The sequence below is a fragment of the Arthrobacter sp. YD4 genome (assembly GCF_030410515.1).
GTDB lineage: Bacteria > Actinomycetota > Actinomycetes > Actinomycetales > Micrococcaceae > Arthrobacter.
In genome coordinates this window covers 831,889-844,087 of sequence record NZ_JAUHHD010000001.1, presented here as the reverse complement: position 1 = coordinate 844,087, position 12,199 = coordinate 831,889, and the positions used below count along the sequence as shown (strand labels likewise).

Annotated in this window: 13 protein-coding genes; 5 read left to right on the top strand and 8 right to left on the bottom strand. The window is 64.9% G+C overall.

Annotation, left to right across the window (positions count from 1 at the left end; genetic code table 11):
• The first annotated feature begins 19 nt into the window (after positions 1–19).
• Positions 20–1,624 carry a long-chain fatty acid--CoA ligase gene (locus QWJ39_RS03955; RefSeq protein ID WP_290256388.1) on the top strand — a complete coding sequence of 535 codons (1,605 nt, stop codon included), beginning with the start codon at positions 20–22 and terminating at the stop codon, positions 1,622–1,624.
• Between the two features lie 9 nt (positions 1,625–1,633).
• On the opposite strand, the gene rhtB is transcribed toward QWJ39_RS03955, so the two are convergent.
• The 4 genes from rhtB to QWJ39_RS03935 form a co-directional block, all read right to left on the bottom strand.
• Positions 1,634–2,257, bottom strand: a complete 624-nt coding sequence (gene rhtB / locus QWJ39_RS03950; RefSeq protein ID WP_290256387.1) for a homoserine/homoserine lactone efflux protein — start codon at positions 2,255–2,257, stop codon at positions 1,634–1,636.
• Positions 2,258–2,307: 50 nt separating this feature from the next.
• Positions 2,308–2,856 (bottom strand): dihydrofolate reductase family protein, encoded by a 549-nt coding sequence (locus tag QWJ39_RS03945; protein WP_290256386.1) that lies wholly within the window; start codon positions 2,854–2,856, stop codon positions 2,308–2,310.
• Between the two features lie 146 nt (positions 2,857–3,002).
• Positions 3,003–3,521 carry a hypothetical protein gene (locus QWJ39_RS03940; protein WP_290256385.1) on the bottom strand — a complete coding sequence of 173 codons (519 nt, stop codon included), beginning with the start codon at positions 3,519–3,521 and terminating at the stop codon, positions 3,003–3,005.
• 202 nt (positions 3,522–3,723) lie between these two features.
• Entirely contained in the window at positions 3,724–3,852 is a 129-nt protein-coding gene (locus tag QWJ39_RS03935) for a hypothetical protein (protein ID WP_290256384.1), read from the bottom strand.
• A 1,039-nt stretch (positions 3,853–4,891) separates the two neighbouring features.
• Here QWJ39_RS03935 and QWJ39_RS16255 point away from each other — a divergent pair.
• Positions 4,892–5,416 (top strand): DUF2199 domain-containing protein, encoded by a 525-nt coding sequence (locus tag QWJ39_RS16255; RefSeq protein ID WP_356902718.1) that lies wholly within the window; start codon positions 4,892–4,894, stop codon positions 5,414–5,416.
• Between the two features lie 593 nt (positions 5,417–6,009).
• On the opposite strand, the gene QWJ39_RS03925 is transcribed toward QWJ39_RS16255, so the two are convergent.
• Together QWJ39_RS03925 and QWJ39_RS03920 are read right to left on the bottom strand one after the other, a co-directional pair.
• Positions 6,010–6,900, bottom strand: a complete 891-nt coding sequence (locus tag QWJ39_RS03925; protein WP_290256383.1) for a hypothetical protein — start codon at positions 6,898–6,900, stop codon at positions 6,010–6,012.
• A 271-nt stretch (positions 6,901–7,171) separates the two neighbouring features.
• Positions 7,172–7,768 (bottom strand): TetR/AcrR family transcriptional regulator, encoded by a 597-nt coding sequence (locus QWJ39_RS03920; RefSeq protein ID WP_290256382.1) that lies wholly within the window; start codon positions 7,766–7,768, stop codon positions 7,172–7,174.
• 118 nt (positions 7,769–7,886) lie between these two features.
• On the opposite strand from QWJ39_RS03920, the gene QWJ39_RS03915 reads away from it, so the two are divergent.
• The 3 genes from QWJ39_RS03915 to QWJ39_RS03905 all read left to right on the top strand — a co-directional run bounded on the left by QWJ39_RS03915 (position 7,887) and on the right by QWJ39_RS03905 (position 10,703).
• Entirely contained in the window at positions 7,887–8,756 is an 870-nt protein-coding gene (locus tag QWJ39_RS03915) for an SDR family NAD(P)-dependent oxidoreductase (protein ID WP_290256381.1), read from the top strand.
• A 38-nt stretch (positions 8,757–8,794) separates the two neighbouring features.
• A complete protein-coding gene (locus QWJ39_RS03910; RefSeq protein WP_290256380.1) occupies positions 8,795–9,247 on the top strand; it encodes a hypothetical protein in 453 nt (150 codons plus the stop codon).
• Between the two features lie 724 nt (positions 9,248–9,971).
• Complete coding sequence (locus QWJ39_RS03905; protein ID WP_290256379.1) at positions 9,972–10,703, top strand: SDR family oxidoreductase; 732 nt, start codon at positions 9,972–9,974, stop codon at positions 10,701–10,703.
• 179 nt (positions 10,704–10,882) lie between these two features.
• Here the strand turns inward: QWJ39_RS03905 and QWJ39_RS03900 are convergent, their stop codons facing one another.
• Both QWJ39_RS03900 and QWJ39_RS03895 read right to left on the bottom strand, forming a co-directional pair.
• Positions 10,883–11,698, bottom strand: coding sequence for a methyltransferase domain-containing protein (locus QWJ39_RS03900; protein WP_290256378.1), 816 nt, complete (start codon positions 11,696–11,698; stop codon positions 10,883–10,885).
• Positions 11,699–11,707: 9 nt separating this feature from the next.
• Positions 11,708–12,199, bottom strand: coding sequence for a MarR family transcriptional regulator (locus tag QWJ39_RS03895; protein WP_290256377.1), 492 nt, complete (start codon positions 12,197–12,199; stop codon positions 11,708–11,710).

Here is a 12,199-nt window from a genome sequence, read left to right as displayed (position 1 = left end):
CCTCTCGAAAGGACCTGCCGTGGAGAACTTCGGCATCGGCTCATGGCTGCAACGGCGCAGTCCCAAGTCGGGCACCAAAACCGCCGTGATCGCCGGCGAGCGGAACGTGACGTACGCGCAGCTGGCCGAGCGGGCCGCGCGGCTGGCCGACGCCCTGGGCCGCCGCGGCGTCGTCAAAGGCCACCGCGTGGCCTACCTGGGCGAGAACGATCCAGCCTTTCTGGAGACGCTTTTCGCCGCCGGGCTGCTGGGTGCCGTGTTCGTCCCGCTGAACACCCGCCTGGCGCCCCCGGAGATCCAGTTCCAGCTGCAGGACTGCGGCGCCGCCGTCCTGGTCCACGCGGCCAGCCTGGCCGGGCTCGCCGGGCGCGGCGCGGCCGGCACCGGCGTCCGGACCCGCCTGGTGGTCGACGACGGCGGCACGACCGGCGCGGGTACCGGCACCGAACCGGTGTCCGGCACCGAAGCCGGCGGGGGCGGGGGCGCGGGCGCCGCCGTCGAGGACTACGAGCAGGCGCTCGCCGCCGGATCTCCCCAGGCACCGGACGTGCCCGTGACCCTCGACGACGGGGCCATGATCCTCTACACCTCCGGCACCACCGGCAGCCCCAAGGGTGCGCTGCTCACGCACGGCAACATCACCTGGAACTGCCTAAACGTGCTGGTGGACTTCGACTTCTCCTCAGCCGATGTGGCGCTGATGATCTCGCCGATGTTCCACGTCGCCTCCCTGGACATGGGCGTGCTGCCCACGCTGCTGAAGGGCGGCACCGTGGTCCTCGAGGCACGCTTCGACCCGCGCCGGACCTTGGAACTGATCCAGCGGCACCGGGTTACCACCCTCAGCGGGGTGCCCACCACGTTCCAGATGCTCTGCGAACACCCGGACTGGGACACCACGGAGCTGGGTTCGCTGAACAAGCTCACCTGCGGCGGCTCGGCTGTTCCCCTGCGGGTCCTGGACGCCTACGAACGGCGTGGGCTGCACTTCTCCAACGGTTACGGCATGACGGAGACCGCCCCGGGCGCCACCACCCTGCCGGCGGCGCGGTCCCGGGAAAAGGCCGGTTCCTCCGGACTGCCGCACTTCTTCACCGACGTCAGGGTGTCTGACCCGCTGGACCCGGACGCGGGCCCGGCCGCGCCCGGAACGGTGGGGGAGATCCAGATCAAGGGCCCCAACGTCATCCGCGAATACTGGAACCGGCCCGAAGCCACGGCCGAGTCGTACACCCCGGACGGCTGGTTCAAGTCCGGCGACACGGGCTACACGGACGACGACGGCTTCGTCTTCATCTCCGACCGGCTCAAGGACATGATCATCTCCGGCGGGGAGAACATCTACCCCGCCGAGGTCGAGCAGGTGATCGCCGAGCTCGACGCCGTCGGCAGCGTAGCGGTGATCGGCGTCGCCGACGAGAAGTGGGGCGAGGTCCCGCAGGCAGTGGTGTCGCTGCGGGACGGCGCCCGGCTGACCGAGGAGGAGCTGCGCGCGCACCTGGACGGGAAGCTGGCCCGGTACAAGATCCCGAAGTCCGTGGTGTTCGTGGACCAAATGCCCCGGACAGCCAGCGGCAAGATCCGCAAGGCCGAGCTGCGGAAGCTGACCCAGGGCGCGGTCTAAGCCCCTGCCTTAGTGGATGGCGGCCAGCAGCACGCCGACGGCCATGAACAGCACGCCGAAGATGCGGTTGAGGATCCGCTGGCCGCGCGCGTCGTGGGTGAACCGCTGGAAGGTCTTGGCGGCCGCGGCGAAGAAGAACCACATGACCAGGATGTCGATCACGATCACGGTCAGCGACAGCACCAGATACTGCGGCACCAGCGGCTGGTCGGGGCGGATGAACTGCGGCATGAACGCCAGGAAGAAGACGATCGCCTTCGGATTCAGCAGGTTCACCCAGAGGCCGCGGCGGAACATGGACAGCGCCGGCTCGTTCCGCAGGGCCGCGGCTTTCTCCTGGTCCAGGTCCGGCTTGTGGCGGAACTGCTGGATGCCAAGGTACACCAGGTACGCGGCGCCGGCGTAGCGAATGATGTTGAACGCCAGCGGCGAACTGGCCACGAGGACGCCGACGCCGAGGGCCACGATCAGGATGTGCACCACCAGGGCCGCCTGCTGGCCCAGGATGCCCCAGATGGCGCGCCGGAAACCGGAGTTGAGCGAGTTGCTCATGGTGTTGATGGCGCCCGCGCCGGGCGTGAAGCTGATCAGGACGCCGGCGCCGACCAGGGCCAGCCAGAGGGAAAATTGCACCCGCCAAGCTTACGGTTCGCCGCTGCCGGCGCCAGCATCCGGGCCGCTGGTCAGTCCCGGCGCCCGTAACTGAGGATCATGTTGCCTTTGCTGGTCTGCTCGGAGGACTGCAGTTCCAGCCGGCTGAGCGGGTCGCCGTCGTTGAAGAGCTTCCGGCCGCTGCCGGCCACCACCGGGTGGACGATCAGCATCAGGCTGTCCAAAAGCCCGGCGAAGAACAGCTGACGGACCAGGGAGATGCTGCTGAAGACGCCGATGTCGCCGCCGTCGCCCTGCTTGAGGTCTTTCACGAAGTCCTCCAGCGGGCCCTGGATCAGCTTCGAGTTCTGCCAGGCGAGATCCCCGCTGAGGGTTCGGGACGCCACGTACTTGGGCAGTGGGTTGATGAAGGCAGCGAAATCGTCATCGGCCTGGGCGTTGGGCCAGTACTCGGCCCACTGCTGGTAGCCAACCCGGCCCAGCAACCCGGCGTCGATTCGGCCCATCATCTCGCCCATGCCGGCCCCCAGTTCCGCGTCGAAGCTGTCGAACTGCCAGAGGAAGGGGTCCTCCACGACTCCGTCCACCGAGCTGAACAATCCGGCCGTTACCTTGCGCATCCGCTCTCCTCACATCGGGTCAATGCCTGCACCCTAGCGGCACATCCGCGTGGAGGGAATGGGTTCCGGGCGGCCGGGTAGCGTCCGGTAGCCTCCGGCTGCCGGACGGACGGGGTCCCGGGCCTGCGGCCGGGGACCCCGCCGCGTCAGCCGTTGGTGGCGGGAGCGCCGGCGTCGTTATCACCCGTGCCGCCCTGGCCGCCGTCGCCGTCGACGTCACCGGGGCGGCCGTGGCCACCCGGTCCACCCTGCCCCATGTCTTCGGTGCCGGTCACGGTGAAGTTGCCGTCTAGGAGCACCGTCGAGTGGGTGCCGTCGGACTTCGTGATGTGGGCCTCGTAGGTGGCGCCGTCGGCGTCGGTCTCCATCCGCTCGATCGTCGCACCCGGCTGGGCTGCCTTGACCGCTGCCTCCACCTTGGTTGCGGTGTCGCCGGTGAGGACCTCCTCGGTCTTCCCGTTCGCCTGGTGCGGTCCGCTCTGGCCGCCGTTCGATCCGGCGGCCCCGTAGCCGCCCGCCGATGAAGTGCCACTGGTGGAGGTGCTCGAGGTCGTCGATCCGGTGCTGTTCGCAGCCATTGCAGGAACCGCGGCGGCGCCGACCGCGCCGCCGCCGATCACCGCTGCCAGCATGATGGCCGCCGTGGTTTTGTTGATCTTTGCCATGTGTTGCTCCTTTTCTGGAGCCCGGGGTCCGGGCCAGCCGACCTTTGCGGCTTAACCCAGCCTCGCCCGCGCAGATAGGGCAGGACTTTGGCAACACTGTGGCGTTCCTGTGCAGGTGCGGCCGCTCAGGCGCCGGGGGTTCCCTGCGCGCCCTGCGCTCGCGCGGGCGCAGACACACTAGGCGGCAGTTCAGGGAGGGACCCTAGATGGAGGTCTCCGCTTCCTGGTTTCGCTCTGCGTAGTAGGACCTCAGCCCGTGCTTTACGCCCATACGGATGATCCAGTACAAGGCAAAGATGATCACCGCCACCGGCACGACAAATACGACCACGGACACGACGATTGAAAGCATTGTTTCCCCCAGCTAGTTGCTGCAACTCATGTCAGCCTCTCATGGAACTTCCTTGCGGCCGCTGACCACAGTAAGGAGCGAAGTCGCCTGGTGAGGAATCCGGCTTCAGTGACGAGACGAACACTGCACTGAGGCAGGGAGGGCCGATACGGGCAACGAGTACAGCATGACCGAGGACGCCGGCCGGCCCGCGAACCCCTGCATGACTGAGTACGGGTGAGGTATCGACGTCGCCCCCCGCGCAGGTTCAGGACCCAGTGGCCGGCACCGCGGGTCCGGAGTGCGTCGGCGAAGGCAAGGTGTTCTGGGTGGAGCGTCCGAGCCGGTCCTGAGTGGTGATGACGAGGGTGACGCCCCCGACCAGGGCGTCCAGTGCCCGGTCCAACTGAGGTGGCGACGCGTGACCCCGAGACGCCGTGGTCGACAAAAGGGTCATCCCGACGGGCGTCGGATGCCAGACGGTCTGCCTGTTGCCGGTCATTTTGACTGCGGCCGCGCCGAAAAGCGCAGTAGCCGATCAGTCTCGCCTTACCTGACTACAAGGTGTCTCATAACTAACAATGGATACGCCGATTCGCCCAGACAGTTATGTGACGTAGTTATGAGAATCGCGGGCGCCGGGAAGTTTCCTGAGAATCAGCGGAATTAGGGGCATCGCCGTTTCGGGACTGGTCGGCACCGGCGAGACGTCTCGTATCCCATGGGTTTCGAGACTGTTGAGTGTGTAGTGTATAGGGCACCTTCACCGGGCAATTTTGCGGGCGGGGCATACGGGACACCCTGAGCAGGGACCCCGTAACGCCGCAGGTCAGAGGTGGTTTGTCGCAGTAGGGGACCGTCTTACGGGACAGTTAGCGGACGACCCCCTTACGGGACAGCGACGGTCGTTACGTCAGCCGCGCGTACTCTTCAAGATGGGACGACCCCGTGACGGTCCTCCAGCGAACCCGAGGAAAGAGACACCTTCGCAGGTAGGTTTCGGGAAGCTAAAAGTGATCACGAAATATTGGGGGAGGAAATGGGTAGCCGGGGCGGAAACGAATGGCGCTGCGGGACGTGCGGAGAGCCGCATCAAGGGCTGGTTACGGTTTTCGGAGCCCAAGCTCCGGACGTTTGGCTGCAGGCCAGCGCAACTGAACGGAAAGCCGGCGAATTGAGCGGCGACGTATGCGTGCTTGAAGTCGGAGGAGAACGGCATTATTTCCTCAGGGGACACATTGAGATCCCTCTCATTGATTCCCCCGGTGAGGTCTTCAGCTGGTCTGCTTGGGTCTCCCTCAGCCAGGAAAGCACCCAAAAGATTGCTGACAATTGGGATGATCCTGCACGAGCTTCCATGCCCCCGGTGTTCGGTTGGCTATGCAATGAGTTGCCCTACGAGACGCCCACGACCTCAATCGCGACGCACGTGCACAATAGGGTGCCAGGAATGGTTCCCTACATTGAGCTCGACCCCTCCATCGACCACCCCTTAGTTAGAGAACAAGCGTCCGGAATCTCGCTGCATCGGCTGGCCGAAATCAATAAGGCTGTAATGGGCTAGGCCTGACGCTAGTACTGTCCAGGGGCGTCCAGTCAGGGATCCTCAATCGGGCACGTCTGCTTCAGAGCTGAAATTTCACCTCGGCGTTCTCGGACTTGAGTGTCAGCGGAGTGCCTAGATCGAACTGGCCATCTGACGGGAAGGCCAAGTAGACGATCCCTTCGAATGGGCCATCTGAAAGCGAGTTGATATGGGCAGTCATCAAGGTCGTGCCGTGTCCATCTGTCAGCGTAAATCGCTCATGTACCGCTGCAAGAGATGTGGTGGCTCTATGCCTAGATGGAATTCGGGCCTCTGACCGAAGGCAAATGAGGATGTGGGTGTCTGTGGTCTCCACAGTCTGGATCGTGAGATCCATACCGCTCTGACTGACCGCGGTGATTTTGCACGTGAACATGACTGCATACTATGCACGGAGTAATGAGCCGTGGATAGCCCCACAGGCTACTCTTCCACCAGCTTACTGGGAGTACCCCACCAACCCCAATGGCAGGGAAATACTTCACTTGTCCGGTAGAGCATCCGCTTACGGGCCCTTGGACGAGGTGAGTGCTTTAGCGCCGCTTGTGGGTGCGGTGACGTGTAAGGCTCGGCTACTGTCCGGGGCGGTTGATGATGTCGGCGTCCCGTGTCAGGTCTGCTCCCTCATTTAGCGGCAGGGCTTCGATGGCAGGGTCCTGCAGTAGCGCCGCTATGAGTTCCTGGCTGCCCGCGACCACTGTGGAGTCGAAGTCGATTTCGGTCACCATGACCCAGCTTCTGTCCTCCGGCCAGAGGATGTTCGGTGATTGCGGGAAGTGCGGGGAGTGGTGCCAAGGCACATGGTTCACCCACCCGCGGTTGCGGTAGAACTGCGGCGCGGCGTTGAAGAGGTAGTAGGCGCGGCCGGGAAGGCTAAGTGTTCCTCCGTTGATCGCCTCTGCCGGTAACAGGCTCGAGCCGGGGCCCGTGGGCAATGAGGACGAATCGGGAGGAATGTCTGCGGGGATCTTCGTGTCCGTGAATGTGAGTTGGGCGTAGCCGAGGGAACTCGTTAGGCCTCCCCATCCTTCCCAGATGGCGGTCACGCCCTTATTTGGTGTGGACGTATGTTCGCAGAGGCCCGCAGCCAGGGCCGCGAGGATGTTCGGTGCGAGGTTGCCGGTTAGGGGTTCGGAATAGCGCCAGCCCTGATTGTCGAAAATTTCCTGCTGGTCCGGTCGTTGCCCGAGGAGCCGGTGGAATTGGGCTAGCGGGTGCATCTTGGTCCCGAAAGTACTCGCGACGTTAGACCAGCGGACCTGTCGTTCGTCCAGCGGGAAGACGCCACCGCGGTGATGTCCGTGCCAGGCGCCGGTGTCCGTTGGGCGGTCCCGGGTCACCGGATGGAAGATTCTGGCGTAGGCGGGGAAGCCCCGTGGCACCACAACGTGCATGTCACGCCACACAGTGTCCATCAGAGGTTTGAGCCAGTCACCGGGAGCAGTGTTGGGCAACGATTCCATGGCGCCAGCCTAATAGTCGGTACGGGGCTGCCCCGTGAGAGCTTGAGAACCGCGGGTGGAGTGAATCTGGCGTTTCCGAGCGTTGACAGCGTCCGGAAGGGGATCCCCTTACGGACACCGGAACCGGTCACCATCGGTGGATCTATGTGTCTCATAACCTCAGTGCCTCGAAACCCTAGGGTTGTGAGACGGGCTGGCGTTCTTACGGCCGGAGGATAGAAGTGGGGCTCGGCTAAACCGTCCAGAGCCCAGTACCAGAGAGAGCGTCGGGTTACACAGCGCTGGTTGTGTGAGGGTTCCGAAGCTGTTTGTGGATTGCGGGAAGCATTACTTCTACGGCCGCTGTGGTGATCTCCTCGACCCGTTCCTTGGGAAGCCGGCCCCGGGCCGCCAGGGAACTAATGCCCTCCAACATGCCGGTCAGCAAGTAGGGAAGTGGCCCCAGCGCCTGGGGATCCGGCTCCCCTAGGAGGCGTGCCCCGAGGGTGAAGAACCTGGCCGCCGATTGCGCCGCTGCACCACCGCTAGCAGGGTTCAGATCCCGGGAGAACATGAGCTCCATCAACGCTGCGTTGGCTACGGCGAAGTGGACGTGGGTATGGGAATAGACGCTCAACCGCTCGTGCAGATCCGTCGGCACATCGGCCGACACTAAGGCCGCGGTGAGTTCATCAAACCCTTCGGCTGCTATCGCGTCCAACAGCGCCCCCCGATCGGGAAAATGCCGTAGCGGAGCAGCGTGGCTGACCCCGGCGCGCCGTGCCAACTCCCTCAGTGTCACGGCCGCCACGCCCCGCTCCGCCAACAACAGCCGGCCTTCCTCGAGGAGGACCTTACGGAGCGATCCATGGTGGTAGGGCGTTGACATCTTCCCATTCTAGCTTGATGTAGACGTTGACAACAATATTTACAGCGTCTACTTTGGCGCTATGGGACTTCAACGAAATACCGCTCACCTATCCGCGCCCGCAGAGGGACATCGCTCCATGGCCGGGCGGACTGTACTCATCACCGGGGCTACAAGCGGTATCGGGCGTGCCACCGCCACCGCCCTGGCCGCGGCTGGTGCCCGCTTGGTGTTGGCCGTTCGCGATACTGCCAAAGGCGCAGACCTGGCCGACCAATTGGGTGGGAAGCATGTGGTTCGAACGCTGGATCTCTCCGACCTGGCCTCAGTGCGCCGCTTCGCACAGAGCACCACCGAGCCAATCGACACGCTAGTTAACAACGCTGGCGTCGCCTCTTCGACCCTTGAGCGCACCAGCGACGGCTTCGAGCTGCAGTTCGGCACCAACCACCTGGGGCACTTTCTCCTGACCACATTGCTGCTGCCACAAGTCGCCGCCCGGGTCGTTACCGTGGCCTCCCAGGCCGAACGAGCAAGCCGTCTCGATCTGGAGGACCTGAACTGGGATCACCGCGAGTTCCGAGGGGGCCGCGCCTATGCCGATTCAAAGCTGGCCAATCTGCTCTTTACTGCCGAACTGGACCGGAGACTGCGGGATGCGGGCTCACCCGTGCAGGCAATGGCCGCCCACCCCGGGCTGGTCGTCACTGCGATCTACGACGATCCCCAGCGCCGTCGCCGTAATGTCTGGGACCGCCTGCTTCCTCTCGCGGGGCAGCAGCCTGACCAGGGCGCGCTGCCGGTGTTGCTCGCCATTACCGGCGACCTCCCCGATGCGGCGTTCACCGGACCCCGCCACTTCATGCACATGCGCGGTGGCGCCCAAGTGATCGGACGGTCGGCCCGGGCGAAAGACCCGGACCTGGCCCGGCGGCTCTGGACAGCCTCCGAGAAGCTGACCGGGCAAGCTCCTGACAAGTCGGCCTCGACGGTACCGGTGCAAAAGTGACTGGTGATCGGTGCGGCCATGACCCAGCGACACCGGTGATGGGGATTGCCAGTTGGCACCGGCCGCTGATGTGCTTAGCTGCGATCATGGCGGTCTGGGCGATTGTCTCCGTCGTGGGCCTCGCCGCCGACACGCGCACTCTGGGCGGTGATCCACTGTGGGCGAAACCGCTGAAGTTCGCCATTTCCTTCGGTGTTTACGCCCTGACCCTGGCCTGGATGCTCTCCCTTCTCCGCCGTCCGCGGCTCCGTCGCTTCGCTTGGTGGGCCGGTACCGTCGCATCGGCGGCCACTTTGCTGGAAGCAGCTGCCATCAGCGTGCAGGTCGTGCGGGGTACAGGCAGTCACTTCAACGTCGCCACACCACTAGACTCCTCTTTGTACGCCCTCATGGGTGGGGGCGTTGTTCTTATGTACGCGGCAACCGTGGTGATCGGTTCCGGACTGGCTTTCTTCTCGACATTTAGGGATCGAGCACTGTCCGGGGACTGAGGCTAGGCCTGCTCATTGGACTGGCCGGGTTATCGGTAGGTTTCCTGATGGTCAGCCCGCGCGCGCAGCAGCTCGCCGAGTCAGAGCCGCGTGTCCTCGGGTCACACTCCGTTGGTGGGGAGGCCCTCGGCGGGCTACCCCTCGTTGGGTGGAGCACCGTGCAGGGAGACCTCCGGATATCGCACTTCATTGGTATGCACGCCCTTCAAGCTTTGCCTCTGTTGGCAATCCTGCTGGCATCACTCGCCCACGAAAGACTGACTGAGGGAACACGGCTACGAATCACTCTGCTCGTCGCAGCCGAGTGGGCGTCAGTGACTGTACTGACTTTGTGGCAGGCCCTGCGCGGTCAATCGGTGATCCACCCCGATACGCCGACCCTGGTTGCCGCTGGAGCTCTCGTCGCTGCCGGGGTCGTCGCCGCTTTAGGGATATTCCGGCATCACCTTCGCAATGTTCCAAGCCCGGCCACCACAGACCAGCGTAGGAGACGCTGAACGCTCAGACATCTGCGTGAATGCCGTCGGCGGTCCGGCGCCACTAAACAAATCCTCGACGCCGATCTTGACAATTCGATCCCTTTGATGTGATCAACATCGGGGTAGGTATCGCATAACCTTGGCGCCTCAAAACCCTAGGGATTGGAGACACCGGGGAGTGGTTCTGGGAATCCGGAATATTCGAATAATTTTGGGCGTCTCTGCGCCGCAGGGAGAATGAGGTCATGGGTAGTTCTCGAGCAATCACCGCTGTTACTGGGGGTTCCCGCGGGATTGGCGCAGCCATCGTTGATCGACTGGCGGCCGACGGTCACGATGTCCTGATTGGTTTCCATACTGACGAGGCTGCGGCCCTGGAAGTGGCGCAGCGTGTTCGGGCACGAGGCCGGGATGCTGTCATCGCAGCTGTCGATGTCACCGATGAGGCCTCGATCGGCCAATTTTTCCGGGCGGGTCAGGCGCTCGGGGAGCTGACGGGAGTCGTTGCTGCGGCCGGCGCCGTACGCGCAGTGGGTCCACTCGTCGATCTCAACGCGTCTGCTATTCGCCGCGATCTCGAAGTGAACCTTCTCGGCGCCATCCTGACCAGTCATGCGGCGATTGGGTACCTCAGCGTTACGCAGGGCAGCCTCGTCCTCATTGGGTCAGCGGCGTCGACCCTGGGAAGCCCCGGCACGTACGTTCACTATGCCGCGGCGAAAGCAGGGGTCGCCGCCCTCAGCGTGGGTCTCTCCAAAGAGCTCGCCCCTTTGGGCATTCGGGTGAACTGCGTTGAGCCCGGCACCGTCTGGACCGACTTTCACCAGGACCGACAGCGTCCCGCGAAAATCGCAAAATCGGTTCCCTTGGGCCGCGCTGGTGTGCCTGAAGAAATTGCTGGGGCAGTCGCCTGGCTTATCTCTCCGGACGCGGCCTACACGACGGGCGCGACGCTGAGGGTCGCCGGCGGCCAGTAGTTGTCATCTGCCAAGCACAGTTCAGAAGCGTCGGAGACGCCCGCAGCACCGTCCGGTCAGACTGTTGCAAAGCCTTGATCCCCTAAAGCCTGGCCACGACAAGTAGTTTGTCGAGCATGAGATAGCCGTCGCCGGTCCCGGACTCGGTGCTTGGGTGAACGCGTCTGGCGCTGGCGACCTCAGGCGCGGGCGATGATCTCGCCGTTGGGGATCAGGAACCAGCCGTCGTCGGTGGATCCCCAGCGGTGCCAGCCCGCGGAGATCCGGGCCAGGTCCGCGGGTGTGGCGAAGCCGTACTCCACCGCCTGCTCCGCGAAAGAGGAATGCAGCACCCGTTCGCCCCACACCCGGGCCTGCCAACGCCGGGTCTGGCCGGTGGCGTAGAGCCAGTTGCTGCTGGAGGGCGCGACGTCGGTGAAGCCGGCAGACTGCGCCCAGGACACGAGCCGCCGCCCCGCGTCCGGTTCCGCGCCGTTCCGGCGGGCTATCCGCTGGTACAGCTCCATCCATTCGTCGAGTTCCGGGACGGCCGGGTACCAGCTCATGCCGTGGAAATCGGCGTCGCGGGCGGCGACGATGCCCCCGGCCTTGGCCACCCGGCGCATTTCCCGCAGCGCCGCCACCGGGTCGGTGAGGTGCTGCAAGACCTGGTGGGCGTGGACGACGTCGAAGCTTTCATCGTCGAAGTCCAGGTCGTAGAGGTTGCCGGCCACGAAGCGGGCGTTGGCGGTGCCGCGTTCGGCGGCCAGGGCGGAGGCGTGGGCGATCACCTCGGCCGAGCGGTCCAGCCCGGTCACCTCCCCGGGCGCCACCAGTGCGGCAAAGTCGCACGTGATACTGCCCGGGCCGCAGCCGACGTCGAGCACCGAAACGCCCGGGGTCAGGTGCGGGAGTATGAACGCTGCGGAGTTCTCCGCCGTGCGCGACGCGTGGGCGCGGACCACGGATTCGTGGTGGCCGTGTGTGTAGACATCCTCGGGTTGTTCGGCGCTCATGGCCACAGGCTACGCGCTTCCGGCCGCTTCCTCGCCTGCCCGGACCGTGGCGGCGATCATCGCGGTCAGGAACCGGGTGGCCACCTCCAGTTCCTCCGGGGTGAAGCCTTCCATCGCGGCCCCCATGTGGCGGGCCAGCGGCAGGAACATGGCGCCGCCGTCCTCGAAGGCCTTGGCTGTCATCCTCAACTGGACCTGCCGGCGGTCCGTGCCCTGGCGTTCCCGCACCACGTGGCCGGACCGGTCCAGCCGGTCGATGAGGGCTGTGGTGGCGGGGGAGCTGAGGTGCAGTTCCCGGCGCAGCACCCCGGGTGTGACCACCTGGTTCTTGGCGGTGTGCTCCATGATCACGGACAGGGCGTTGAGGTCCGTCCGGTGCATGTCGTTGCGGGCGCCGGCGGCGTCGACGTAGCGGTTGGCCTCCAGGCTGAACTCCTGGAGCAGCCGGACCAGCGGCGACGGCTCCCCGGGGCCGCCCTGCGGTGGAATCTCTGCTGACAC

What these genes read in the sequence shown, in the direction of transcription:
- QWJ39_RS03910 (WP_290256380.1), top strand. Translation starts at nt 8,795, where the DNA reads ATGGGGATTGCCAGTTGGCACCGGCCGCTGATGTGCTTAGCTGCGATC.
- QWJ39_RS03940 (WP_290256385.1), bottom strand. Translation starts at nt 3,521, where the DNA reads ATGGCAAAGATCAACAAAACCACGGCGGCCATCATGCTGGCAGCGGTG.
- QWJ39_RS03900 (WP_290256378.1), bottom strand. Translation starts at nt 11,698, where the DNA reads ATGAGCGCCGAACAACCCGAGGATGTCTACACACACGGCCACCACGAA.
- QWJ39_RS03925 (WP_290256383.1), bottom strand. Translation starts at nt 6,900, where the DNA reads ATGGAATCGTTGCCCAACACTGCTCCCGGTGACTGGCTCAAACCTCTG.
- QWJ39_RS03915 (WP_290256381.1), top strand. Translation starts at nt 7,887, where the DNA reads ATGGCCGGGCGGACTGTACTCATCACCGGGGCTACAAGCGGTATCGGG.
- QWJ39_RS03905 (WP_290256379.1), top strand. Translation starts at nt 9,972, where the DNA reads ATGGGTAGTTCTCGAGCAATCACCGCTGTTACTGGGGGTTCCCGCGGG.
- QWJ39_RS03945 (WP_290256386.1), bottom strand. Translation starts at nt 2,856, where the DNA reads ATGCGCAAGGTAACGGCCGGATTGTTCAGCTCGGTGGACGGAGTCGTG.
- QWJ39_RS03920 (WP_290256382.1), bottom strand. Translation starts at nt 7,768, where the DNA reads ATGTCAACGCCCTACCACCATGGATCGCTCCGTAAGGTCCTCCTCGAG.
- QWJ39_RS16255 (WP_356902718.1), top strand. Translation starts at nt 4,892, where the DNA reads ATGGGTAGCCGGGGCGGAAACGAATGGCGCTGCGGGACGTGCGGAGAG.